Origin of the sequence: Clostridium sp. UBA5712, assembly GCF_002419845.1 — a bacterium.
Classification (GTDB): domain Bacteria; phylum Bacillota; class Clostridia; order Clostridiales; family Clostridiaceae; genus Clostridium_J; species Clostridium_J sulfidigenes.
In genome coordinates this window covers 142,292-168,216 of the sequence record NZ_DIGW01000010.1, presented here as the reverse complement: position 1 = coordinate 168,216, position 25,925 = coordinate 142,292, and the positions used below count along the sequence as shown (strand labels likewise).

Here is a 25,925-nt window from a genome sequence, read left to right as displayed (position 1 = left end):
TCGAAGAGTATCGATATTTTTAATATTGGTAAGTATCCTGACTTATAGATCATTATATTAATTAACCTTCCCAAACAAAAGTTCAGTGGTATAAATAATTAATACTCCCTAATTACAGTAGCGGTACTGTGTGGAAATTTCATCCATCTTCCTTTGAAACCAATATCATTCATATACTATTATATTTCAACAATCCATACTTTATCATAGTTGAGAAAGGTTGTCAATGAATAGAAAGGAAAAACTCTTTAAATTTCCGGCAGACGCAAATATATTCTATACTGAATATATTATTTAAAATAACAAAGAATAGAAGTGTGGGTATATCAACCATGGAACACGAATAGTAAATATATAATAATAAATATTGATTAATAAAAACTATTAGGTTATAATGGAAATATATAAATAAGAGATTTAAGGAGGAATATGAAATGTCACTAGAACAAATCGTATGTTTATGTAATGGGGTTACTTATGCTCAAGTAAGAGAGGCTATGGCTCAAGGGGCTAGATCAGTAGAAGATATTCAAGCTGCTACAGGAGCAGGAGATGTTTGTGGAGGATGTATTGAAAGAATTGAAAAAATATTAGGCGATGTATGCACATGTAGAAATGTTTGTACTGAAGAGGTGGTAAAAGCAATACAAAATGGAGATACTACTGTAGAAAAAGTAGGTGTAACTACAGGGGCAGGAACAGCATGTGGAAAATGTAAATGTGTTATTGAGAGTTTAATTGAATCAAATAAATAATATATTTTAATGTTACAAACAATTTCATTAGCTGTAAATCTAAAATCTAAAAATATAGTGTATTGAAATGTAATTTATAGTAATACTATTATAGAATAATTACATTATATATGATTAATTATGTTAATCATATATGTCTATATTAAGGAGGAAGAATAAATGTCAGAAAATAGAATTATATGTACTTGTCAAGATGTAGACTATAATACTATAAAGAAAGCCATTGAAGATGGTGCTAAGACAGTAGATGATATAATGGAAGCTACAGGAGCAGGAACTGTTTGTGGAGGATGTATTAGTGAAATAGAAGAAATTCTTCAAGAAGTAAAAAAATAATTAGTAGGAATTTTTTAGGTCTATATTGATATATAAAGTAGTTATATCAATATAGACCTAAATTAATTTTCATGTTTATTAGTTTTTCATTTGATTTTTCACATCATTTTTTAATTCTTTAGCTATTGTTTTTCCTCCAACCATAGCTTTATTATACAGGTTTTTAGCTAATTGACCTTCTTCTCTAACTTCATCTTTCATTTGATTTTTAAGGTCGTGAACAAATTTCTTATTTGAAATAAATTCTTTAATATCTTCCTTTTTTTCACCATACTGAATTTTAACTTCAGTATACATATCCTTAACTTCACTAGTAACTTTATTCATACCTTCTTTAACTTCATCACCTATTTTATTCATAAAAATCTCCTCCCATAAAATTATTTCAAATGAACTTTAGTGTAATATATTAGAACTCATTATAAAAAATAAAAGTAAAATTTAATTCTATTTTCTATATAGTTTACTCAAATTACAAAATAATATTTAATGAATTTAATGGATATTTAATTTTTCGATTTACTAATAAATTTAAGTGATTCTATTGAAAAATATAGTAATAGAATGTACTCACTCCATGTACTAATAAAATAAAGAACCATAGATTAAAATGTATGAAAAAAGTATTATATATGTATTATTAAGTAATAAAATCTAAAAAAAGTAATATATATATTTAAAAAATATTGAAAATATGGTATACTAAACATGAATTGAGTATACATGTGTTGAAGTAGAATAATCTTCATGTATAAAAATATGGTACAACCAATATAGTTAAAAATTTAACTATTCAAATGAAAGCAATATAATTGATAGCAACAAATAGCTACATAAAAAATATAACTATTTGCTGATATAAAGAAATCCATATATTTATTAAGGGGGAAAGAAAATGTTTAAAAAATTTACAAATGGTTGTGTTAAATTAGTTCAAAATTACCTACCAGATCCATTTTTATTTTGTATCATTTTAACTTTCATAATCTTTATTTCAGGTGTTTTATTCACAGGACAATCTCCATTATCTATGATTATTCATTGGACAAATGGATTTTGGAGTTTATTAGCATTTGCAATGCAAATGGCATTGGTTCTTGTTTTTGGTCATACCTTAGCTAGTGCACCAGCATTTAAAAAAATTACAAAGAAACTAGCTAGAATCCCCAAAACACCAACCCAAGCAATCTTATTAGTTACTTTTGTATCTTCTATAGCATGTATATTAAACTGGGGATTTGGATTAGTTATAGGAGCAATATTTGCAAAAGAACTTGCAAAGGAAGTAGATGGTGTTGACTATAGACTTCTAATAGCTTCAGCTTATTCAGGTTTCTTATTATGGCATGCTGGACTATCAGCATCAATTCCATTGACTCTTGCTACTGGTGGAGAATCTTTAGTTAAAGCTACAGCAGGAGCAGTAAGTGCTGCGGGAGTACCAACTAGTGAGACTATATTTTCAATATTTAATCTAGTTATAGTAGGCGTTTTAGTAGTAACTCTACCACTTATAAATAGAGCTATGCACCCAGATAAGGGCAGTGTTGTAGTTATAGATAAAGGATTATTAGAGGATGAAGAAGTGCTTGTAGAGATGCCAAAAGAAAATATGACTCCAGCTGATAAGTTAGAAAATAGTAAGATAGTTACTTGGTTAATTTCAATAATGGGATTTACCTATATAATATATTATTTTATTACTTCAGGATTTAATTTAAACCTTAACATAGTAAACTTTATATTTTTATTTTTAGGTATTTTGCTACATGGAACTCCTAAGCGATTTATAAATGCTCTAATGGATGGCGCTAAAGGAGCTGGTCCTATATTACTTCAGTTTCCATTTTATGCAGGTATAATGGGAATGATGACAGGAGCAAATGCAGAGGGGATATCTTTAGCTGTGTTAATGTCAAATGTGTTTGTAACTATTTCAAATAAAGTTACATTCCCAATGTTCTCATTTTTAAGTGCAGGATTAGTTAATTTCTTTGTACCATCTGGTGGTGGACAATGGGCTGTACAAGCGCCTATCATGATGCCAGCTGGAGCAGAACTTGGAGTAAGCACAGCTAAAACAGCAATGTCAATTGCTTGGGGAGATGCGTGGACAAATATGATTCAACCATTCTGGGCTTTGCCAGCACTTGGAATAGCAGGTCTAGGAGCAAAGGATATTATGGGATACTGTATAATAGATTTATTATACTCAGGAGTGATAATTGCAGTAGGCCTTACTGTTATAGGTATGTAGAATTATTTTATAAATCTATATACTTAGAATAAATTCTGTCTACAATATAATACAAAGGACTTTTATAAAAATATATAAATAATCTTATATAAAATATTGAGCATGTACTTTAATATTACGAAGCGCTTTAGCCTTAATAATATAAGTACTTGCTCAATATTTTTTCACACTAAGTTATTTTATGATAAATTAGTTAGTTTACAATCAGATTACCTACTCCTACATTTAGATCAAAGGTGTATATATCTTCACCAGAAGTTTTGGCATTTATATCTATGCTACCTATACCAGTAGAAGTATCTAGCTTTACAGGAGAGTTATTTGGAATAGATATAACAGTTTTACCTACACCACCATCATAAGTTAAGTCTCCTCCAACTTCAGCAAAGATAATGGAAAGATTACCTACACCACCATCAATATCTATATCACCACATTTGCTAGAAAGATCTATGGTTGTATTTCCAACTCCTTGTTCAAGCTTTAGATCTTGAAAAACTATATCTTTCAAGGTAAGATTTCCAGCACCACCTTCAACCTTTAATTTATTAATATTTATTCCATTAATAGAAATGTTACCAGCACCACCATGTAATTCTAAATCCTTATTAAAATCTTTAGGAATATTAATAGTAATTTCTCTAGATGTAGATTTATTAAAAAATCCTAAGTTTATAGAAGAATTTAAACCATGTTCTTTAATGTTGAGGGTATTTCCTATAACATCAATTGTGGTTTTATCTACAAAGGAACTAGATCCCCTGCAAGTTATAGTAAAATCTGAACTGTCAACAGAGTTAATATTTACATTAGAAGCATGGATTTCAATATCTATATCTTCTATATTTTTCATAGGAATGGTTTTGGATATGTCTTCATCATAGGTGGTCAAATTTCCATTATCATCAAAGTTATCAAAGTTATCAAAGTTATTACTAATATCATCTAAATTATCTAGAAAGTCTGTACCTAGATTTCCAAATAATTTATCATTATTAAAATTCACTGAATTACTATTCTTAGGTCGAGATTTCACACCAAACTCTACATTACAACCCACAAGAAGAGTAGTCGTAAGGATTAGAGTAGGAATTATAATAAAAAGTTTCTTCTTCATAAAAAACACCTCTATTTTAATAAATTAATTAAATTATATCTAGTTTTTTGTCTATTCTATTGGCAGCAACTATTTGAAGTATAATTAGGGCTAATATATCTATAATTATTGCAAATATATCTAATTCAATAGCTCCATATTTACCTATGGTCATATACATATAAGGTAAAAAGTATAATATTAAATTAGCTATAAAGGAGTAAATAATATTTCCAACAATACTAGCACCTATTACGGCTAATACACATAAAGCAGTACTTCTAATATAGGAACCTAGTATTGCGATTAATGCAGTTATAATTAAATAACTTATAATAGTACCTAAGGACATAGATAATGAAATATTAAGAACTATGGATGGAAAATTGCCAGAGTTAACCATAGCACCTAAAGCTACAATTGTAGTAATAAAAAGATTTATAAAAATTAATTCTAAAAGATTACCTAGAATAAAATCTATACCAGATATAGGAGCTAAAAATAAAAGTCGCCCATATTCCTTTGATAATTGCATAGAAAATATTATGATATGAGCTATGAAATTCGTAGCGATAAGAATTGAAACAGCTGGTATTAGATCTAATCCTTGAGTGAACTTAGACAAAAATGAACTTGACCCAAGAGCTAAAACTAGGATAATAGCTTCTATTAAATACATAATTCTCAGGGTTCTAAAAGAATATTTAGCTATACTAAAAATGTTTTTCATTTTAATTGATTTATTTTTAATTATTTTATTTTCCATAATATTCACCTATTCTGCAAATACCTTTCTATATATTTTGTCTATAGACGTACCATACTTTATACGTAACTCCTCTGCATCACCTTTTTCAATTATTGAGCCATCACCTAAAAATATTACTTCATCAAAAATCTGCTCAAGTTCTCCTACATAATGAGTTGTAATTATCATTGAAGCATTACTATCTAAATTATCTATAATTGCATTAATTATCTTATCTCTACTTATAATATCAACTCCAGAAATAGGTTCATCAAGGATATATAAGTTACAATTTCTACTTAAGGTTAGGCTAAGAGCAACCTTTTCTAACATTCCTTTAGATAATGATTTAAGTTTTGCATCTGTTTGGATATTCATAAATTTTAATAAGCTTAAAGCTTTAGATTCATTAAAATCATAAAAGAAATCTTTATAAAACTTAAGAGCATCATTTACCTTCATCCACTTAAATAGATAATCTTTTTCCTGTAGGTATGAAACAAACTGTTTAGTTTCCCTTCCAACTGACATGCCGTTAATAGTTACAGTTCCTAGAGTGGGTTTAAAGAGTCCAGATATAACATTTAACAAGGTTGTTTTTCCTTGACCGTTTGGTCCAAGGATTCCAAGAACTTTTCCTTTTTTCAAGTTAAAACTTATCTCATTTAAAATATGCTTGGCTCCAAAATTTTTGGATAGAGTAGTTATTTCTAGTACATTATCACTGAATGTGTTTAAATCAACATTATTTAAAAGTTCATCTTTAGTTACTATGGTAGTTGCGTCATTCTTCAAGATTATTCCTCCTCATACATATTCATAATTAGTTCTAAAATTTCTTCTTTAGAAAACCCTAAGGTTTTACTTTTGTGGATAAAATCCCTTAGTAATTCTTTAGAATATTCTTTTCTTAGATTATCTATTATAGTTTCATCCTCTGTTAAAAATTTTCCGATACCCCTTTGAGTATTTATTAATCCTTCATTTTCAAGCTCAGAATAAACTCTTAATATAGTGTTTGGGTTAACTTTGAGTTCACTGGCATAATCCCTAACAGACAATAATCTCTCCCCCTTTTTAAGTTCTCCAGAAACAATTTTCATTTTCATGTAATTTTTTATCTGAATATATATAGGTTCCTTTGAGTTTAATTCTAACTCCATTTCATCACCTCATCTTATCAGTTATAGTGTCTTAATTACATGATACACTAGTACTGACTTAAATGGTATTGTTTAAAAGTGCCATATAATCTGATTAGAGTAAAATAGATATAAATTACTCTTGTTTTCTCTAATTTATAAGGAAATAAGCAATTTAAAAGATAAAATACTACAAAATAATCCAATATATAATAATTCATGTCATTAATTTGTTACTATATATTGTAATATATTACTTTAAAATGTATAATTGGTAGTGTGAATATACACTTGTAGAGAAATATGGAGATATAATATAAATAAATATACATATATGAAAAAGCTATAAAAATTAACTTTTATAATAATTTCAGTGCAGTGAAGAAAGATATAATAAGGGAGATGGAAGTTTATGGAACAGGTTTTTAATAGTCTGGATGATATGATATTAATAGTTGATAGTAAAGAAAAAGTTCTATTTGCAAACTCTAAGTTAATAGAACGGTTTGAATTAAATGAAAAAGACTTACAAAAATCTTATAGAGACATAGCTTTACAACAAGATAGGGATATACTAAGGGAACTTATATGTAATTTTGAAATGTATACTAATAGAGTTATAGAGTATACGCTTTCTTTACAAGGGTTAGGCAAAATTCACTGTGATGTAAATGTTAACAAAGGGATGTGGTACGGAGAGTCAGCTTTTTTTGTTACGTTAAAAGAAAAAGGAATATATAGTAAAAAAGATTTAGAAATACTTGTAGACAATCTACCCTATAGCATGTGGATGAAGGATGTTGAGGGCAAATATATATATGCAAATACTCAATATGTAAAAAACTTGGATGTTGATAAGGAGAGGGTTATAGGAGCTTATGACTGGAACTTTTGTGATGAAGACCAATGTGATTATTCAAGTGAAACAGATCATGAAGTAATTGTTGACAAAAGACCAATACTATATGAAAGAGTGATTCATAACTCAGAAGGTGATATTTGGCTTGAAACTTATAAGGCTCCAATATTAGACCAATATGGAGACGTAAAGTATATAATTGGTGTTTCAAGGGATATAACTTTTAACAAGAAGATAGAATCAGAATTGTTGGATAGCCATAAGCAATTTTATGCTTTAAATGAAGTAGTAAGCAATGGTTATAATGAAAGTAGTGGAAGATTTGATAATTTTAAAGAAGATATTATCCAAAAATTAGGTGTGGATGATATAAATATATGGACTTATGACGATAAGGAAGATAAACTTAATTGTAAATGTTATCTAGGAAAGTATAATGAAAGAGATATTGATAATATAGAACTTCCAATAACTTATGAAGAGTTGGAGGGATTTTTTAAAGAAGAAGGAGCAGAGGGAATAAAACTCTTATGTGATAGAAAAAACTATCCTAATAAAGATATATTAGAAAAAAAGGGTGTAAAATTTGTTGGAGTTTATAAGCTAGAATACAACAATAAGATTATAGGAGCTGTAAATTTTTTATATAGTAAAATGGATGATGCAAAATCAAGTAATGAAAAGTTCATAAGAATCTTATGTAATCAAATTGCGGTAATAATAAAAAATCATAGTTTATCTAAAGAGATTAAATTAGAACTTAAAAAACGTATGGAAACAGAAAGTGAATTACAATTATTTTTAGATACAGCCATTGATTTAATGGTTATAATTGGTGATAATGATAAACATAGAAAGTTAAATTCAGGGTGGGAAAAGACTTTAGGATGGAGCAAAGAGGAACTTTTAAAGATGAAGTGGACAGATATAATTCACCCAGAGGATTTAGAATTAAAGAATGAATTTATAAAAAAATTAAAAACAGAAGAAAAGATAATGAGTTTTAAGATTAGACTTATGTGCAAAAGTGGAGATTCAAAGTGGATTCAATGGAATAGTAGATATTTAAAAAGTAGAGGAATATCTATATGTACAGGTAAGGATGTAACAGAGCAGCATCAGTTAGAAGAGCAAAGAAAAAATTATGAGGAAGCAATAAAATTAGAGAAAATTAAAGGTGAGTTTTTCTCAAATATATCTCATGAATTTAAAACTCCTTTAAATATTATTCTTACAACTATGCAACTTATAAATAGTAATATAGAAAAAGAGCGTATTAGTGCTGACAAAGGCGTGGCTTTAAAAAGATACATGAATTCTATTAAACAAAATTCTTATAGATTATTAAGGCTTGTTAATAATCTAATAGATATAACTAAGATAGATGCAGGATATTATAAATTACAACTTGAAAATCATAATATTGTTAATGTGGTAGAGGATATTACTATTTCTGTAGCTCAGTATGTGGAAAATAAAGGAATTGAGTTAATATTTGATACAGAAATTGAAGAAGAAATAATTGCTTGTGATCCAGACAAAATTGAGAGAATAATGCTTAATTTATTATCCAATGCAATTAAGTATACAAAGGTAAATGGAAGAATTGAAGTATATTTAGGTATCGAAGACGGAAAAGTCTTTATATCAGTTATGGATAATGGAGAAGGAATAGAAAATGAAAAGGTAGATTTAGTATTTAATAGATTTATTCAAGTGGATGATATCTCAGAAAGAAGATATGAAGGTAGTGGAATTGGATTATCACTGGTTAAATCCTTAATCGAAATGCATGGTGGTAACATTAATGTGACAAGTAAGGTTGGGGAAGGTACTAAATTTACATTTTATCTTCCAATAAGGATTGTAGAAATGGAGGAGGGTGAAAAAGACCATGTGCCTCATAAAAGTGAAATGATAAGTTCAAAGGTAGAAAAATGTAATATAGAATTTTCGGACATATACAATTAATGTGACTCCTAAAATCATTATTAGAAATTTTATTTTAGTTTATTATTTAGTAGTATATAAATATTATGATATAATAATGTTTATATCACTAAAAGATAAAATATAAATTATAAGGAGTTGTGTTGCTTCATATCATGATGAATAGAAGCGTATATTATGAATAAGACTAGAAAAATTATTTTTGAGGCCGCGATAAAAGTATTTTCAAGCAATGGTTACGAGAGTGCCACTATGGATGAAGTAGCAAGCGAAGCTGGAGTTGCAAAGGGAACTTTATATTATCACTTTAAAAGTAAAGAGGAATTATTTTATTTTGTCGTACAGACAGGAATTGATTTAATAAACAGTGAAGTTGAAGAATCCATAAAAGAAATAAGTGACTCTATAGAAAGATTGAAGGAATCTGCTAGGGTTCAGTTAAAATATGTGTATATTAATAAGGATTTATTTAGAGTAATAATGAGTCAGGTATGGGGACAAAAGGAACGTCATGAAGAAATAAGAGAGCAGGTAATGAACTTAATTAATATGAATTCTAAATTTTTAGAAGGAATTACAAAGAGTAGAAATATTTCTGGCGAAGATTCAGATATATTAAGTTACTGCTTTATAGGGGTATTATTTTCATCTGCACTCTATGAAATTATAAATAATGATAATTATAATCATGATGAAGTAGTAGAAAAATTTATGGATTACATTAACTATGACATAAGGTTATCTTGAGATATGAGATATGAAATATAAATAAAAAATAATATACAATTTTAATAGAAGAGTTTTCTAACTAGAAGAATAGCAAGTTAGAAAGCTCTTTTTTAATGTTTTTGAAAAGGATAACAGTAAAAATATTCTTTAATAATATTGACTAGTCAGTGCAAAAATAGTATATATATAATATTGACTGTAAAGTATAAAAAATTAAAGAAGGTGATAGTGTGAACTTTTTAAAAATTGCCGGTAAGGATATAAAAAGCATTTTTAAGAACAGATTCATAAGAGTATCGGTTATTGCAATTATTATAGTACCATTACTATACTCATTGTTGTACTTAGATGCATTTTGGGATCCTTATGCGCGAATTCAGGATATGACCATAGCCGTAGTTAATGAGGATGGTGGTGCCTTACTTGATGGAGAACAGGTGAACTACGGTGAAGACATTGTAGAAAACCTAAAGGGAAATGAAGAGGTTGGCTGGGATTTCACTAGCAATGAAAAAGCCAATGAAGGTTTAGAAAAACAAGGGTATTATGCTAAATTTGTAATTCCAGAAGATTTTTCAGAAAGTGTTGTGGCTGCAAAAGAAGGTAAGCCTCAGGTAGCAGATTTACAATTTGTTTGTAACGAAAAGAAAAACTTTTTAGCAGCTCAAATCAATTCACAGGTTGAAAAATTACTAAAAGAAGAAATTGTAGGAACAATTTCAAACAACTATGTCACTGTTGCTTTTGATAAGTTATATGAAGCAAAAGATGGATTTATAAAGGCAGCTGATGGAAGTGAAAAACTTTATAATGGAATTGGTGAACTAAATGAAAAGGTACCTATGCTAGCGGAAGGTGCTAATAAACTTGGAGATGGTTCAGCACAATTAAAAGATGGACAAGGTGCTCTTAACTCTGGAATAAAGTCAATAAATAATGGCTTATCAGAAGTGAATAGTAAGGTGCCAACTTTAGGTTTAGGTGTAGATAAGTTATATTCTGGTTCACAACAAGTGACAAATGGACTATCAGAAGTGAATAGTAAGGTTCCAGCCTTAGGTTCTGGAGTAGATAAGTTATATGATGGTTCACAGCAAGTGACAAATGGACTATCAGAAGCAAATAGTAAGGTTTCAAATTTAAGTCCTGGAGTAAATAAGCTATATGATGGTTCAGGTGCATTAACAGGAGGAAGTAAAAGCCTTTATAGTGCATTTAATACAAGAATTTATCCAAATGTAAATTTACTTAAAGATGGAGCTAATAAGTTAAATGGTAAATTAAAAGATGGAGAAAGTAGAGTAAAAAAATTAAAAGAAGGTGGAGAAAAATTAAAAACTGCTAGTGATGATGTAGCAGCATCATCAACAGCCATAAATAAGGGATATCAAGAATCAGTTAAAGGTGGAGTTGATAAGCTTATAAGTGGCGTTAATAAATCTTCAGAAAAAATGAAGGATATATCTGAAGATATTATAACAGCAGTTAATTCAAATCCTGAAGTAGCAAAAGATCCCAATATTCAAGCTGCACTTGTAAATATACAAGCTTTAAACAAAGAAACTAGTGAAACACCAAAGCAGATACAAGAATTACAAGCAGGAACTAAGAAATTTGGGGATAACTTAGGAGAGTTTAATGGTTCTGTAAATGAGTACACTGGTAAGGTTAATGGATTTGCAACAGGTACAGTAGCTTTAACAGATAGTGTGAATGACATGGGTGTAGCAGTAAACAAAATAAGTGGAGGATTAAATTCCTTAGAAGCTGGACTTAATGAAAATACTAAAGATTCTTTTGGGTATGGATTAAAATCAGTATCAGACAATATGGCTGCTTTAAATTCAGGTCTTGGAGAATTAAAAAGCAATATTCCAGCCTTAAGTGGAGGAATACAAGCTTTATATAATGGATCTAGTGAAATCTATGGTGGTCTTGGACAGCTAAGAAGCGAAGTTCCAACTTTAAGTGGAGGAATACAAGCTTTATATAATGGATCTAGTGAAATCTATGGCGGTCTTGGACAGTTAAGAAGCAATATTCCAGCTTTAAGTGGAGGAATACAAGCTTTATATAATGGTTCAAATCAACTAGTAGATGGTTCTAATGCACTGGTTGATGGACAAAACCAACTAAATAATGGAGTGTCAGAGTTAACAGGAAAAGTACCACAATTAGAAGATGGGGTAGATAAGTTATATAAAGGGTCAAATGAGCTTGCAACTGCTTTAAAAGATGGTGCAGGAGAGATGAAATCCGGACTTAAAAATTCCTCTGAGGAAATGGGTGACTTTGTATCAGCTCCAATAAATATGAAAAATGAACCAATAAATAAAGTGCCTAACTATGGAACAGGTTTTGCACCATACTTTATATCACTATCTTTATGGATAGGTGCAATAATGATGTTCTTCGTTATCTCAGCTAAAACTGATGATGATGCTAATTTATCCAAGTTTGATAAAGTTATAGGTAAATACTTATCCTTTGGATTTATAGGTTTATTACAAGCATTACTTGTAAGTGCAGTTGTAATGGGACTAGGATTAACCCCAACAAGTACAGGTATGTATTTTGCATCCATAGTATTCTTATCATTGGTATTTATAGCAATAATTCAATGTTTAATATCCCTATTTGGAGATGCAGGAAGACTTTTAGGAATAGTATTATTAATACTTCAACTAACAGCTTGTGCAGGTACATTCCCGTTAGAGATAGTACCTAAATTCTTTAAAGTGATTAATCCATATATGCCATTTACTTATAGTGTAGAATTATTAAGAGAAGTTATTTCAGCCAATACAATTAATTATGGAATAGTCGGAAAAGATTTCTTAATCCTTGGAATTGTTCTTCTTGTATTTTTAACAATATCAATAGTATTTAAAAATGCAGGGGAAAATCTCCAAAATATAATTGAAGGAAGAAAAGGAAAATCAGTGGAAAATATAAAAGAACAATCAATGTAACAGTAAACTTATTATTACAAAAAATCCTAACAATAGCTGGTTGTAAAATATAAATGTTCGTGTTATAATGACAATACAATTGGTAAGACTCGTATATAATCGGTAATATGGTCCGAAAGTTTCTACCTGCAAACCATAAATTTGCAGACTACGGGGAGTTGTATTTTATTATAACTATAGGCATTATAGTGATGAATCACAGCACCTCAATTTTTATTGAGGTGCTTTTATTTTTTGATTTAAATAAATCTAAGGAAGTAGCTAATCCTTAGATAAAATTAAAACAATATCTAAAAGGAGATGAACTTATGAATAATGAAGAACTATTAACTAATGATATTGAATTAACTTATGGTGTTGATGATAACCCAACTTTAGTTAAAAAGATATTATTTGGTTTACAGCATATATTTGCAGCTTTTGGAGGGATAGTAGTAGTGCCTCTAGTAATAGCAAGTGCATTAGGATTTGATGCAAAAATAACTACAACGTTAATAAGTGCAACAATTTTAGCTTCTGGTATTGCAACCATAATTCAAGCTAGAGGTTTCGGAGTTATAGGTTCAAGGGTTGCTTGTATCATGGGTACAGACTTTACCTTCGTTTCACCAGCTATTTCAGTAGGAACAGTACTTGGACTTCCAGGAATAATTGGAGCTACTATTTTAGGAGCATTCTTTGAAATTATTTTAAGTTACTTTATTAAACCTCTTATGAAATTATTTCCGCCAATAGTTACGGGAACAGTGGTATGTTTGATTGGACTTACATTATTACCAGTATCTATTGATTGGGCTGCAGGTGGAGTTGGAGCTGCAGATTATGGTAGTATTAAGAATTTATCAATAGCCATGTTTGTTTTAATTTTTACCTTGATTTTAAATAGATATGGAAAAGGTATGGTTAGTAGTGCATCTATTTTAATTGGGATGGTTGCGGGATATATAATTTGTATTCCTTTAGACTTAGTGAGTTTTACAGCTATTAAAGAAGCTAGTTGGATTTCCTTCCCTAAAATATTTGAATATGGAGTAACCTTTGATATAAAAGCTGTAATTGCATTTATTCCAGCATATTTTGTAACTACTATAGAAACTGTTGGATGTCTTAAGGCTATTGGAGAAACTTCTCAGATACACATGGATGAAAAACGTGTGGGTGCTGGTGTATTGGCAGATGGTATAGGAAGTATGTTAGGTGGAGTAGTAGGTTCTTTCCCAAATACTACCTTTAGCCAAAATGTAGGATTAATAGCATTAACAAAGATAGCAAGCAAACACGTTGCAGTTATGGCAGGAATAATTATGGTGATTTTAGGTTTCTTACCTAAACTAGCAGGTCTAATAAGTGGAATACCACAACCAGTTCTTGGTGGAGTTGGAATAGTAATGTTTGGAACTGTTGCAGCAGCAGGAATAAAGACTTTAAGTAGAGTAAGACTTACTGAAAGAAATCTACTTATAATAGCTACATCTATAGCTTTAGGTCTTGGAGTTACCTTTAGGCCAGATGTTATAGCACAATTACCAGAAGGATTAAAGATGATTTTCTCATCAGGAATATCTACAGGAACTATAACTGCTTTAATATTAAATTTAGTATTAAAAGAAGATAAAGTAGAGAAAATAAAAGTAGAAAAAAGTGAGGTGGCATAATGGAAACTTTAAAAAATCGCATATTAAAAGATGGACATGCGTTAAATGAATCTGTATTAAAGGTAGATTCTTTCTTAAACCATGGAGTAGATGCTAAATTAATGCAGGAAATAGGAACGACCTTTAAAGAACATTTTGAAAACCATGGAATAACTAAAATCTTTACCATTGAAAGTTCAGGGATAGCTCCTACAGTTATGACCGCTCTTCAAATGGAATTACCAATGGTAACACTAAAGAAACAAACATCTAAGATTTTAAGTGGAGATGTATATCAAACTACAGTACATTCTTTTACTAAAGCTGTAGATTATGAGTTAACTTTATCAAAAAAATTTATATCACCAGAGGATAATATACTTATAATAGATGATTTCTTAGCCTATGGAGAAGCAGCACAAGGAGCAATAAGATTGGTAGAAGAAGCGGGAGCAAAGGTTGCGGGAATTGGAATAGTCATAGAAAAATCCTTCCAACCAGGTCGTAAAAATCTTGAAGATAAAGGCTATGAAGTATATTCACTAGCAAGAGTGAGTAAGCTTGGTAAAGATATTATAGAATTTGTAGAAGAATAATAAAAAAAGGTGCATAGGCACCTTTTTTATTTTGTAATACGCTAGTATCCATATTGCATATTCATGAATCTCTTAAACCCGCACTATGACAACAACTATTTAACTATTTAACTAGTTTTATATATGAATAGTTTCCTATATAAATATTTATATAGGATTATAGTTATATATATCTATAGATATAGTTAAAATTTTATATAGTCATATCTGATAAATGATTTTGTTAATAAAATTGTAATAATATTCAATGTGGATTAATAAAATGAATGGAGTGATAAAATTTACAAGGAGGATTTTGTATGGGTGTTGCTTCATTAGTAATGGGAATTTGTAGTATTGTATTTGCTGTAATTTCATGGGGGTGCCTATGGTGGTTATCTCTAATCCTAGGCGTTGTAGGTGTAGTATTAGGAATTATAGACATGAAGAAAAAGAAAGAATCAGGTGAAGCTTTTGCAATGGCTAAAGGTGGATTTATATGTTCCATAATAGGAATATGTATGGCTATTATATTTTTAATATTTATTGTGGGATTAGCTTCATTAGGAGCAGCAGTATAAAATTATATCATTAAAAGATGTCTGTATAGGCATCTTATTTTAGTTACAAGGAGGTTAAAAGTTGAAAAGTGAAGGAATAATAAAAGAATATAATATTTTTAATGTGATATTAATTACTTTAGTAATAGCTATGATATTTTTACCCTTTATATCTAGAGCTGTGAATAAATTATTTCCTATTACCTATGGATGCCTTTCTTATAGAATTTTAGGAGAGCCTTGTCCTCTTTGTGGATTTACTAGAGATATGAGAAATATTATATCTGGTGATATTTTTGCTCCTAAGCTAAACTTATTATCAGTACCAGCAGTTTTATTAGGGATATTTGAAATTTTTTTTAGAATGAAAATATTATTATCAAAGAAAAAATTAATGGATAATAAATTTAGAAATAATATAATAAAATTTGATGTTATATATCATGTATTTATGTGCTTTTCTTTTATCATCTATGGAATTCTATTTTATATATTAGATTTATCAAGGGTTTAGACGATGTAATAATTATTTCATTTTTGCTCAGTATAATAATTCTATCCTTTGGAAAACTTAATATATAGTATAGTCAAAATCCACTGAAAAGGAGAATGCATTTAGTTATGGATACACGTGTACCTTATCATAATTATATAGTTGTAACACCAAATGGAGACGTATTAGGATTTGGAGAAGAGGATGATGCAAGAAAATATGTGGCAGGATATTATGTAGGAAAAATAGAAGAATTATCAGATGATAGAAGTAAAGTCTATGTTGATTATGGAACAGACCCCCTTCAAGCTTCAGTAGATATATGTACTGAATTAGGAGCCTATGAAGGAGATTGTATTATTTATGATTTAGATAGTTTCATAGAAAATATTCAAAGCTCTGGTATATTTGAAGATGAAAAGGAAGAACTTATACTAAAGCTTATGCAGGAAAAAATAAATTTGAATATTACTGATTATCAAGTAGATGACCTTTTATATGATACAAAAGTAGTTCCTAATAGAGATTAAAATACAAAACTTTCCTAAGAGAAATTAATTTAAATAAAATTTGATCATGTCTCTATATTAGAGAACATGCTCAAATTTTATGAAAAATAAATATATATTTGTAAAAACGTTACTTAATTAAGCATTAAACATGATTGTTCATAAGTCTGTTACGTGCCATAAGCATTTCCTCATCAAGGTGTGTTGTAGTACCAGCACAGTTTAGCAGCATGGTGCTAATATCATCAGGCATTTCGCCCTCATATTTATATCTAAGCTTATGTTCTAGGCTTGCCCACGTATCCATTGAAATTGTTCTAAATTGAATCTCTACAGGAACATTTTCAACTTTCTTTGAGAAGAATACAGGAACACTAACAACTAAATGAAGACTACGATAACCATTATCTTTTGGATTTTTTATGTAATCACGTTCCTTAATAATAGTTAAATCAGTTTGTGCCTTAATTGAAGCTGCAATTTCATAAACATCACTAAGGAAAGAGCAAATAACTCTAATTCCAGCAATATCAGTTAAAGTTTCTGCAGACTCAATAGAGAGTTCTAATCCTCTTCTTTGAAGTTTTTCAAGTATGCTCTCAGGAGCTTTAAGTCTAGATTTCATATGTTCAATAGGATTATAAGAGTGAATACTTTTATATTCATCATTAAGTATTGCAAATTTTGTTTCGATTTCACGAAGGGCACAACGATATTTTAAAGAAAGAGATTTAAAATCTTCAATTTGGGTACCAAATTGTGAAATATCTATGTTTTTAAGATCCTTAAAAGGCAATTGTGGCATAATAAATTCTCCTTTGTATATGTATTAGGTATTATAATAGTATAATATAAATTGCTTTTTTATTAAAGTGGACATAAAATTAATATAGAAATATTAATGAGAAAACAACATAAGACTTTGGTTAATAAAAGGTAGTCAATGACTACCTTTATTTTATAAAAAATTAACTGACTCACTTAATACTTTCCCAATAGAATCGTGAATAACTAAGTCTGCTCTAGAATCAGCAGAAGTACTACTTTTATTTATAAGCACTAGATTTTTGCCTTTAAAATAGTTTATAAGATTAGCTGCAGGATAAACCACTAGAGAAGTTCCACCTATAATTAATGTGTCTGCTTTTGAGATAGCATCGATAGCTCCTTTAAGTACACTTTCATCTAAACCTTCTTCATATAAAACTACATCAGGTCTAACAGTTCCACTACATTTAGGACAAGTAGGTATTCCCTTAGAATTTAAAATAAAATCCATATCATAGCTATCATTACACTTAATGCAATAGTTTCTATGAATTGAGCCATGAAGTTCAAATACATTTTTAGAACCAGCTGCTTGATGAAGTCCATCAATGTTTTGAGTAATGATTGCTTTAAGTTTACCCATTTCTTCAAGGTTAGCAAGGGCTATATGTGCTCCATTAGGTTTAGCTTCAGGATATATAAGCTTTGCCTTATAAAAATTAAAAAATTCCTCAGGAAATCTTATAAAGTAAGTATGAGAAACTAGCTGTTCAGGAGAAAGGGTCATGTTAAGTCTTGCATTAAAAAGCCCATTGGCACTTCTGAAATCTGGTATATTTGATTCGGTAGATACTCCTGCGCCACCAAAGAATACTATGTTATTGCTATTTCTTAAAATTTGTGTTAGTTTTTCTATTTCAGTATTCATATAATCATCTCCATAAATTATTTATTAATCCTATTATGACACGAAGTTATAGAAAATAAAATATACTTATAGAACATGTTGGATAATACTGTATTTGGTGTTATTATTAATAGTGGTATTAAAATGATAGTAAGGATATAAATGGATATTTAAATTGAGGCAAAAGATATCATATTAAGAAAAACAAAGTTAAAATATAAAGAAACACCATTTTACTATTACAGGTATAATAAAAAAATAATTAAATCGTTATACAAGGAGGTACTAAAGTTGGAAAATATAGTAGTACTATATCAATCAAAGTATGGAGCTACAAAAAAATATGCGGAATGGTTAGCAGAAGAGCTATCAAGTGACATAATTGAAACAAAACAAGCTGATATAGAACAAGTTGCAAAATACGATACAATTATTTTAGGTGGAGGTATTTATGCAACAGGTATAGCAGGAGTATCTTTTCTAAGAAAGCATTATGAAAAACTAAAGGGTAAAAGAATAGTAGTTTTTGCAGTGGGAGCATCTCCATATGATGAAAAAGCTATGACTGCTATAAAAGAGCGTAATTTTAAGGAGAAACTTAATGAAATCCCATGTTTTTATTGTCGTGGTGCTTGGAATGAGAAAAGTATGTCTTGGAAAGACAAAACCCTTTGTAATATTCTTAAAAAAGCTGTTGCAAAAAAAGACTCTAACAAATACGAACCTTGGGAAGCTGCATTAATGCAAGCAATTGGCTCTAACTTCGATTGGACAAATAAAGAAAATCTTAAGCCGCTTATTGAGTTTATACAAAAAAATTATAATGATATTTGAGATATGAGACATAGAGTAGGCTAATAACTATGACTTATAACCATAAAGTTGAATATCACTCAAGTTTTTTCAACTTAAGTATGAACTACTCTCCATTGTTGACAGTTGTAATTAAGCTTATAATAAAAGTACTAAAAAGGCTCAAAGGCGGAGGTAGTGAATATGAATAGATTAAATATTGGAGAGACTATTTTACATTTAAGGAAAGAAAAAAAGGTTACTCAAGAGCAGTTGGCAAGTATGATTGGAATTTCAGCAGGAGCAGTAAGTAAATGGGAGACTGGAAATTCAACACCAGATATTTCTTTATTAGCGCCATTGGCAAGAGCATTGGATACCTCTTTAGATGTTTTACTTTCCTTTCAACAAGAACTTTCTGAAGTAGAAGTAATTAATATAAAAAAAGAATTAGTTGAAGTATTTTTACATCAGAGTTATATGGATGGTGAATTAAGATGTAAAGAATATGAGAAAGAATACCCTAATAGTGTATATTTAAAATTGATAATTGCACAATTGATTCAAATGTATTCTATGATGTCAGGTAATGTTTCAGAGGAATGTATAAAATCAAGAATGGAGTATTGCTTAACTTTGCTTTATCAAGTTACTGAAAGTAAGGTTTCAAAGTATATATCAGTAGCTTTATTTTCTATTGCTAATATACAAATGACCTTAGAAAACTATGAAGAAAGTGAAAAGGCCCTTAAGGAATTATCAAATTCATTTATAGATCCCATGGTACTATATTCGTCATTGTTACAGAAGCAAGGAAAGAACAAAGAAGCGGAAAATATGTGCAAAGGAATGCTTATACAGTATTTAAATCAAAGCAATGCAATGATAGCAATATTAGCAAGGCTCTCAAAAGGTGAACATAATTATGAAAAGGCAGTTTTCTATTTAGATGCTCTAAATCAAGTAGAGAGTATATTTAAAATAGGGATGGGTTCAGGAGCATATAATTACTGTAGGCTATATATTGAAATAGGGGACAAGGAGCTTGCTGCAAAATGGTTTAACAATTATGTAAAAGAGCTACTTTCTACAGAATATGATTATAGCAATAACCCTTATTTTGAAAATCTTAAACTAGAGGTAAATGTGGAAGGGCAGAAGATAATAAGAAAAAAACTATTTCAATCACTTATGGATGAAGAAGATTTGAAAGTATTATGTGGAAGCCTAGAGTATGAAGAGGCAATTAAGGCACTAAAAAATACTGTTTCTGAAATGTAAAAGTGGATTTTGTATGTTCATCAGAAAAGTAAAATAAATAATATGTGAGTTTTGACTTTGAGATATTCATTGAACTCTATTTTGAAAAAAGAGGGTAATGGAACATTTATTTACATTTTTTTAATGCATGGGAAACATGTTGAGAAAAAGGGATGATACTTGTTAAGGTAATCAATACTATCCAAGGAAATAAAAAGGGGCAAATTATGGTTTATTATAATGAAATATATTATGATTCTGCCTATGGAGTTATGGAATATTATCCATGTAAGAAGGAGATTATCTATTTAGAGATTAATGTTGAATAAGTAAAAGATTACAGTATAATTTTCATGTAAATAAAGTTTAATATAATATAAAGGCTATTATATTAGGTATATAAATAAAGGGGATAGTAAAAATATATCGTAGCAGATGTAAAATTAATAAAGTGAGGTAGTATTTATGAATTTAGAAATGGTCACAATAGCAGTAGCAGAGTTAGAAGAATCAGAAAGATTTTATAAAGAAATTTTAGAATTAAAAGAAGTACAAAGAATAGATACTCCGGAAGGAATACACATTATTTTCTTAAAGGATGAAGAGTCTGGAACTATTGAATTAATAGAATATCCAAATAGCTTTAAAGAATTAAAAAAAGCTAATGGTTCAAATATCTCTATTGTATTTAATGTAAATAATTTCAATGAAGCGGTAAGAAAATTAGAAGAACAAAATGTAAAGGTGATTAATGGACCTATGGAAAATTATATATTTATAAATGATCCAAATGGCGTGAAAATTGGAATTAGACAAAGGCATTAAAAGATACATTAGCATGAAAAGATTAATTTGTCATGGTGATAAATGTAAATTTCATACTATGAAATTATAAATAATAGTAATGCAAATAACCAGTTAATTTATTTTTAAAATAAATTAACTGGTTATTTTATTTTTAGATATAGATAAATTATAAATGTAAATATAATAAACTCTTCAAAAAAATTATTGATAAATTTATTTTTTATAAAACCTTAGATAAGAAATCTATAGTTCTAGAGTTTTTAGGATTTCCAAAAAGTTCATCTGGAGTGCCTTCTTCTAGAATTTTTCCTTCATCCATAAATAAAATTCTATCTCCAACTTCTCTTGCAAAGCCCATTTCATGGGTTACTACCACCATGGTCATACCTTCTTTGGCCAGTTCTTTCATAACATTTAAAACTTCACCAACCATTTCAGGGTCTAAAGCAGAAGTAGGTTCGTCAAATAGCATTACATCTGGACTCATGGCTAAAGCTCTGGCTATTGCTATCCTTTGCTTTTGTCCACCAGATAAGGAGCTTGGATAAGCACTAGCTTTATCTGTTAGACCTACCATTTTTAAAAGAGATAGAGCTTTTTCATTAGCTGATTGAACCTTTTCACCTTTTACCTTAATAGGTGATATAGTTATGTTTTCTAATACTGATTTATGAGGAAAGAGATTAAATTGCTGGAATACCATTCCCATTTTTTCTCTTAGTTTATTTATATTAGACTTTTTATCAGTGATATTATTTCCTTCAAATATAATTTCTCCTGAAGTCGGCTCTTCTAGTAGATTAAGACAACGTAAGAAGGTAGACTTACCAGAACCAGAAGGGCCAATAATTACAACAACTTCTCCTTTAGTTATATGTTCATCAATTCCCTTTAAAACTTCTAGTTCTCCAAAGTTTTTCTTTAAATTTTTAACGTGAATCATTTCCTTTAAGTCTCCTTTCTGCATAAGCCATTAATCTTCCTAGAGTAAATGTTAGGATAAAGTAGCAGATTGCTGCTACAATTAAAGGCTCAAAGTTTCTATAGGTGGCACCTGTAACTAGCTTAGCACCATAAGTAATTTCTGCTACACCTATAGCTGATGCCATAGATGATTCCTTTATTATAGCCACAAACTCATTACCAATAGCAGGTAAAATATTTCTTATGGCTTGTGGTAATATAATATGTTGCATGGCCATTCTTTGATTCATACCTAGACTTCTTGCAGCCTCTAATTGTCCTTTATCTACTGCATCAATTCCACTTCTTATTATTTCTGCCACATAAGCTCCTGAGTTAAGTGAAAGTGCTATTACACAAGCTACTAAAGGAGTAAGCTTAACTCCAAAGGAGGTTGTACCAAAATATACTATAAAAATTTGTAGTAATAAAGGTGTTCCTCTTATGAATTCTATATAAATAGAAGCTATAACCTTAGGAATAGGTACTTTTAATACAGATAACTTTGACCTTTTCATGAAGCAAAGAAGGGTTCCTAGGATTGCTCCAAATAGAACTGATAGCATTGCTACTAATAAAGTCCATTGAATACCTTCTATAAACACTGGATAATATTTTTCTAAAAACTTAAAACTTAAATTAGACATAGCTTCCTCCTTTGTAGCTAGTAAAAATTATTGAGCTGTAACCTCATCTTTACTTAATTTTATAGCTTCTTTATAAAACTCTTGTATTTTACCTTCAGATTCTAATCTTTCTAATGTTTTATTAACTGCTTCTAGTAAAGTAGCTTGTCCCTTTGGAAGAGCTATAGCAGAACCACCACCGGAAGTATCATTAATTTTTTCTTTTGCAACAGCTAATTCTTCATGAACTATAGCTTGTATATCAGCTACTGGAAGTTCAACAATTACTGCATCTAAGTTTCCAGCTATTAAATCTTGAATTAAAGTTGGAACTTGTGCTAATAGCTTAACATCAGCATTTTCAATTCCCTGAGCTAAAGTGGCTTGTGTAGAACCATTTTGAGCTCCTACTTTTTTACCTTTTAAATCATCAATACTTTTAATAGTTTCAGAATTGTTTTTATTTATCAATATTCCTTGTTCTGCTTGAAAATATATATTTGAGAAATCTATAACTTCTTTTCTTTCTTCATTAACTGATAATCCAGACACTCCTAAATCAATGATTCCATTTCTTGTAGCATCACAAATAGTGCTAAATTCCATCTCTTGAATTTCGTATTCTACACCCAAATCTTTAGCAATTTCACTTACTAGAGATATGTCTAGACCAACGGTTTTCTTTTCACCATTTTCCATTATAAAGAATTCATAAGGTGCGTAATCAACACTCATACCTACTTTTAATTTTCCTTCTTTTTTTATTTTAGATAGCAAGTCCACCTCTTCTTTATTACCGCATGCCATTAAAGATAGTGACATGGTACCTACCATAGCTAGTGCAAAAATTTTTTTTAGTATACCTTTTTTCATTGTTGTATCCCCCTTGTATAATAATTTATTACCGTTGCATAATTATACAACTATAACTTATAAATATGCAATAGTTTTTTAATATTTTTTTTAAAAAGATTTATATTAATTAAAAAAATTTATATTTATTTAAGTTAAAATACTATATTAGGGGAAAATAAATTATGAAAACCATTGTGAACTCAATGGTGACGTGATAATATTACTATGTTGTTAAAATGAGAGCTTATTACTAAATAGTACAGCTCTAGAAAACTTATTTATGTTGAAATCAAGAGGAGTAAGATTATGAAATTATCAGAAAAAGCTAAGAATCGACAAATGAATAAAGAAGCTATCATTTCTATTATTTTGTATATACTTTATTTTATGTGGTGGTATGTTACTGGTTTTGGGCTAGGAAGTGGAGATCCATCTACTTATAAATATGTAATGGGACTACCATTGTGGTTTGTATTAAGTAGTTTTGCAGGACCAATAATACTTATTGTAGCAGTAACATTTACTGTAAAGTATTTATTTGTGGATATGGATTTGGAAAATGATGAAGAACAAAAGAATAATCATAAGGAAAAATAAAGTGGGGAATGTAGTATGGAAAAAATGTTAATTGTAATACCAATTATTCTTTATTTAGCATTAAACTTATTTGTAGGAGTTTGGATTAGTAAAAATTCAGCAAAAGAAAATGCTAAAAATGGATTTATAAATAATTACTTCATAGGTGGAAGATCTATGGGAGGGTTTGTTCTTGCCATGACATTAATTGCAACTTATACTAGTGCTAGCAGTTTTATTGGTGGACCTGGAATTGCTTATTCTGTAGGATTAAGTTGGGTATTTGTAGCAGTAACTCAAGTTCCAACAGCATTTTTAACACTAGGAATCTTAGGAAAAAAGCTAGCTATAATATCAAGAAAAATTAATGCTGTAACAGTTACAGATTATTTATACAAAAGATATAAATCACCCACAGTAGTTATAATGGCATCTATTGCTTTAGTAATATTTTTTATTGTAACTATGGTGGCACAGTTTATTGGAGGAGCTGTACTATTCCAGTCTATTACAGGATTTTCTTATTTGGTAGGACTAATTTTATTTGGTACAATAGTAATTATATATACTACCATAGGAGGCTTTAAAGCAGTAGTTGTTACTGACACCATTCAAGGAATTATAATGATAATAGGTACAGGACTGATTATTTACTCTATTATAAAGGTTGGCGGGGGAATGGATACTATTTCAGCTACTTTAAATGAAGTTAATCCAGTATGGAATACCCCTTTATCTGGAGAACATTTTAGTAAAGGATACATCATGTCATTTTGGGTATTAGTAGGAGTAGGAACCCTTGGACTTCCTCAAAACACAGTTAGAGCTATGGGGTTTAAGAATAGTAAATCCATGCATGATGCTATGATTTATGGAACAGTAGTATTTTTTATTTTAATGTTTGGAATGCTTTTAGCGGGAGTACTTTCTGCAGCAATTCTTCCAAAGGGAATTACAAATTCAGATACTATTATTCCAACTTTAGTTATTAATATTATGCATCCTGTAGCTGCTGGAATATTTCTTGCAGCACCACTAGCAGCAGTTATGTCAACGGTATCTTCTATGTTAATCTTATCGTCTGCTGCAATTATAAAAGATATATATATGAACTATATTATGAAAAATGATGATGTAAAAGAAGGTAAAGATTTTGAAAAGAAGATATCAAAAATGAGTTTATGGTCCACAGCAATTATAGGGCTTATAGTGTTTATTCTTGCAATACAACCTCCAGCATTACTTACTTTTATTAATCTATTTGCTTTTGGTGGATTAGAGGCTGCTTTCTTTTGTCCAGTGGTCTTTGGTTTATATTGGAAAAGGGCTAATGCTATGGGTGCTATAATATCTATGATTTGCGGTGTTGGTTCCTTTATAATATTTTACGTCACAAAGTTTGCACCAATGGGAGTTCAACCTATTGTTCCAGCTCTTGTGGTAGCTATAATTACATTCTTAATGGGAAGTTATATTGGGAAAAAACCAGATAGAGATGTAATAGAATTATTCTATGGTAAAGAAGAATAAAGTGTTTAAATGAGTTTAGAGTTATATCAAAACAAAATTAATGTTAAATTAATATTGAACTTATATTTATTTTAAATGAATGTACAATATTTAATTAAGATTAGAAAATTGTTTTGATATAACTCTTTTTTAGTTTCCTATCTTCAATAGTATTCAAAAAATACTAGTAAGTTTTTAATTAAAGATGATACTACGAAATAACTTAAGGTATAATAGAATAATATAG

Annotated in this window: 26 protein-coding genes and 2 riboswitches; of the genes, 16 read left to right on the top strand and 10 right to left on the bottom strand. The window is 29.4% G+C overall.

The window, feature by feature from the left end:
- Positions 1 to 10: 10 nt before the first annotated feature.
- Positions 11 to 179: riboswitch (cobalamin riboswitch) on the bottom strand.
- 255 nt (positions 180 to 434) lie between these two features.
- Entirely contained in the window at positions 435 to 755 is a 321-nt protein-coding gene (locus tag B3B03_RS04830; RefSeq protein WP_346876603.1) for a (2Fe-2S)-binding protein, read from the top strand.
- 159 nt (positions 756 to 914) lie between these two features.
- On the top strand, positions 915 to 1,091 hold the full coding sequence (locus tag B3B03_RS04825; protein ID WP_035132038.1) for a (2Fe-2S)-binding protein: 177 nt from the start codon (positions 915 to 917) through the stop codon (positions 1,089 to 1,091).
- Between the two features lie 78 nt (positions 1,092 to 1,169).
- Here B3B03_RS04825 and B3B03_RS04820 read toward each other — a convergent pair whose 3' ends face one another.
- The gene (locus tag B3B03_RS04820) at positions 1,170 to 1,451 is read right to left on the bottom strand and encodes a hypothetical protein (protein ID WP_346847571.1); all 282 of its coding nucleotides are present in this window, start codon (positions 1,449 to 1,451) and stop codon (positions 1,170 to 1,172) included.
- A 535-nt stretch (positions 1,452 to 1,986) separates the two neighbouring features.
- Between B3B03_RS04820 and B3B03_RS04815 the strand changes: the two genes are divergently transcribed.
- Positions 1,987 to 3,348 carry a short-chain fatty acid transporter gene (locus B3B03_RS04815; RefSeq protein ID WP_346876602.1) on the top strand — a complete coding sequence of 454 codons (1,362 nt, stop codon included), beginning with the start codon at positions 1,987 to 1,989 and terminating at the stop codon, positions 3,346 to 3,348.
- Between the two features lie 193 nt (positions 3,349 to 3,541).
- Here B3B03_RS04815 and B3B03_RS04810 read toward each other — a convergent pair whose 3' ends face one another.
- From B3B03_RS04810 to B3B03_RS04795, 4 genes are read right to left on the bottom strand one after another with little or no spacing between them, the layout of a single operon-like run.
- A complete protein-coding gene (locus B3B03_RS04810) occupies positions 3,542 to 4,465 on the bottom strand; it encodes a DUF4097 family beta strand repeat-containing protein (protein ID WP_346876601.1) in 924 nt (307 codons plus the stop codon).
- Between the two features lie 28 nt (positions 4,466 to 4,493).
- Positions 4,494 to 5,210, bottom strand: coding sequence for a hypothetical protein (locus B3B03_RS04805; protein WP_346876600.1), 717 nt, complete (start codon positions 5,208 to 5,210; stop codon positions 4,494 to 4,496).
- 9 nt (positions 5,211 to 5,219) lie between these two features.
- Positions 5,220 to 5,987 (bottom strand): ABC transporter ATP-binding protein, encoded by a 768-nt coding sequence (locus B3B03_RS04800; protein WP_242844107.1) that lies wholly within the window; start codon positions 5,985 to 5,987, stop codon positions 5,220 to 5,222.
- 2 nt (positions 5,988 to 5,989) lie between these two features.
- Complete coding sequence (locus B3B03_RS04795) at positions 5,990 to 6,355, bottom strand: GntR family transcriptional regulator (protein ID WP_150841796.1); 366 nt, start codon at positions 6,353 to 6,355, stop codon at positions 5,990 to 5,992.
- 391 nt (positions 6,356 to 6,746) lie between these two features.
- Between B3B03_RS04795 and B3B03_RS04790 the strand changes: the two genes are divergently transcribed.
- The 8 genes from B3B03_RS04790 (at position 6,747) to B3B03_RS04755 (ending at position 16,636) form a co-directional block, all read left to right on the top strand.
- Positions 6,747 to 9,164 (top strand): PAS domain S-box protein, encoded by a 2,418-nt coding sequence (locus B3B03_RS04790; protein ID WP_346876599.1) that lies wholly within the window; start codon positions 6,747 to 6,749, stop codon positions 9,162 to 9,164.
- A gap of 156 nt (positions 9,165 to 9,320) precedes the next feature.
- Positions 9,321 to 9,890 (top strand): TetR/AcrR family transcriptional regulator, encoded by a 570-nt coding sequence (locus B3B03_RS04785; RefSeq protein ID WP_346876598.1) that lies wholly within the window; start codon positions 9,321 to 9,323, stop codon positions 9,888 to 9,890.
- Positions 9,891 to 10,102: 212 nt separating this feature from the next.
- Positions 10,103 to 12,844, top strand: coding sequence for a YhgE/Pip domain-containing protein (locus tag B3B03_RS04780; RefSeq protein ID WP_346876597.1), 2,742 nt, complete (start codon positions 10,103 to 10,105; stop codon positions 12,842 to 12,844).
- 69 nt (positions 12,845 to 12,913) lie between these two features.
- Positions 12,914 to 13,015: riboswitch (purine riboswitch) on the top strand.
- Positions 13,016 to 13,152: 137 nt separating this feature from the next.
- On the top strand, positions 13,153 to 14,499 hold the full coding sequence (locus tag B3B03_RS04775) for a nucleobase:cation symporter-2 family protein (protein WP_346876596.1): 1,347 nt from the start codon (positions 13,153 to 13,155) through the stop codon (positions 14,497 to 14,499).
- Complete coding sequence (locus tag B3B03_RS04770; RefSeq protein WP_035132017.1) at positions 14,499 to 15,074, top strand: xanthine phosphoribosyltransferase; 576 nt, start codon at positions 14,499 to 14,501, stop codon at positions 15,072 to 15,074. Before B3B03_RS04775 ends, B3B03_RS04770 begins: the two co-directional genes overlap by 1 nt.
- Before the next feature lie 299 nt (positions 15,075 to 15,373).
- Positions 15,374 to 15,634: a hypothetical protein gene (locus tag B3B03_RS04765; RefSeq protein WP_346876595.1), complete on the top strand. Its 261-nt coding sequence runs from the start codon at positions 15,374 to 15,376 to the stop codon at positions 15,632 to 15,634.
- 61 nt (positions 15,635 to 15,695) lie between these two features.
- Entirely contained in the window at positions 15,696 to 16,127 is a 432-nt protein-coding gene (locus tag B3B03_RS04760; protein ID WP_346876594.1) for a DUF2752 domain-containing protein, read from the top strand.
- 107 nt (positions 16,128 to 16,234) lie between these two features.
- Positions 16,235 to 16,636 (top strand): hypothetical protein, encoded by a 402-nt coding sequence (locus B3B03_RS04755; protein ID WP_346876593.1) that lies wholly within the window; start codon positions 16,235 to 16,237, stop codon positions 16,634 to 16,636.
- Between the two features lie 124 nt (positions 16,637 to 16,760).
- Here the strand turns inward: B3B03_RS04755 and B3B03_RS04750 are convergent, their stop codons facing one another.
- Positions 16,761 to 17,420: a GTP pyrophosphokinase gene (locus B3B03_RS04750; RefSeq protein ID WP_035133854.1), complete on the bottom strand. Its 660-nt coding sequence runs from the start codon at positions 17,418 to 17,420 to the stop codon at positions 16,761 to 16,763.
- Between the two features lie 153 nt (positions 17,421 to 17,573).
- Entirely contained in the window at positions 17,574 to 18,311 is a 738-nt protein-coding gene (locus B3B03_RS04745) for an NAD-dependent protein deacylase (protein WP_346876592.1), read from the bottom strand.
- A gap of 270 nt (positions 18,312 to 18,581) precedes the next feature.
- Between B3B03_RS04745 and B3B03_RS04740 the strand changes: the two genes are divergently transcribed.
- From B3B03_RS04740 to B3B03_RS04730, 3 genes are all read left to right on the top strand, one after another.
- Positions 18,582 to 19,124, top strand: a complete 543-nt coding sequence (locus B3B03_RS04740) for a flavodoxin domain-containing protein (protein WP_346876591.1) — start codon at positions 18,582 to 18,584, stop codon at positions 19,122 to 19,124.
- A 162-nt stretch (positions 19,125 to 19,286) separates the two neighbouring features.
- On the top strand, positions 19,287 to 20,363 hold the full coding sequence (locus tag B3B03_RS04735; protein ID WP_346876590.1) for a helix-turn-helix transcriptional regulator: 1,077 nt from the start codon (positions 19,287 to 19,289) through the stop codon (positions 20,361 to 20,363).
- 444 nt (positions 20,364 to 20,807) lie between these two features.
- Entirely contained in the window at positions 20,808 to 21,167 is a 360-nt protein-coding gene (locus B3B03_RS04730) for a VOC family protein (protein ID WP_346847557.1), read from the top strand.
- A gap of 202 nt (positions 21,168 to 21,369) precedes the next feature.
- On the opposite strand, the gene B3B03_RS04725 is transcribed toward B3B03_RS04730, so the two are convergent.
- From B3B03_RS04725 to B3B03_RS04715, 3 genes are read right to left on the bottom strand one after another with little or no spacing between them, the layout of a single operon-like run.
- Positions 21,370 to 22,092 (bottom strand): amino acid ABC transporter ATP-binding protein, encoded by a 723-nt coding sequence (locus B3B03_RS04725; protein ID WP_346876711.1) that lies wholly within the window; start codon positions 22,090 to 22,092, stop codon positions 21,370 to 21,372.
- Positions 22,079 to 22,759: an amino acid ABC transporter permease gene (locus tag B3B03_RS04720; protein ID WP_035133830.1), complete on the bottom strand. Its 681-nt coding sequence runs from the start codon at positions 22,757 to 22,759 to the stop codon at positions 22,079 to 22,081. The genes B3B03_RS04725 and B3B03_RS04720 overlap by 14 nt, the downstream gene beginning before the upstream one ends.
- A gap of 27 nt (positions 22,760 to 22,786) precedes the next feature.
- On the bottom strand, positions 22,787 to 23,611 hold the full coding sequence (locus B3B03_RS04715; RefSeq protein ID WP_346847555.1) for a transporter substrate-binding domain-containing protein: 825 nt from the start codon (positions 23,609 to 23,611) through the stop codon (positions 22,787 to 22,789).
- Positions 23,612 to 23,899: 288 nt separating this feature from the next.
- Between B3B03_RS04715 and B3B03_RS04710 the strand changes: the two genes are divergently transcribed.
- Both B3B03_RS04710 and panF read left to right on the top strand, forming a co-directional pair.
- Positions 23,900 to 24,190: a YhdT family protein gene (locus tag B3B03_RS04710; RefSeq protein ID WP_346847554.1), complete on the top strand. Its 291-nt coding sequence runs from the start codon at positions 23,900 to 23,902 to the stop codon at positions 24,188 to 24,190.
- A gap of 15 nt (positions 24,191 to 24,205) precedes the next feature.
- On the top strand, positions 24,206 to 25,699 hold the full coding sequence (gene panF, locus B3B03_RS04705; protein ID WP_346876589.1) for a sodium/pantothenate symporter: 1,494 nt from the start codon (positions 24,206 to 24,208) through the stop codon (positions 25,697 to 25,699).
- Positions 25,700 to 25,925 lie beyond the last annotated feature (226 nt).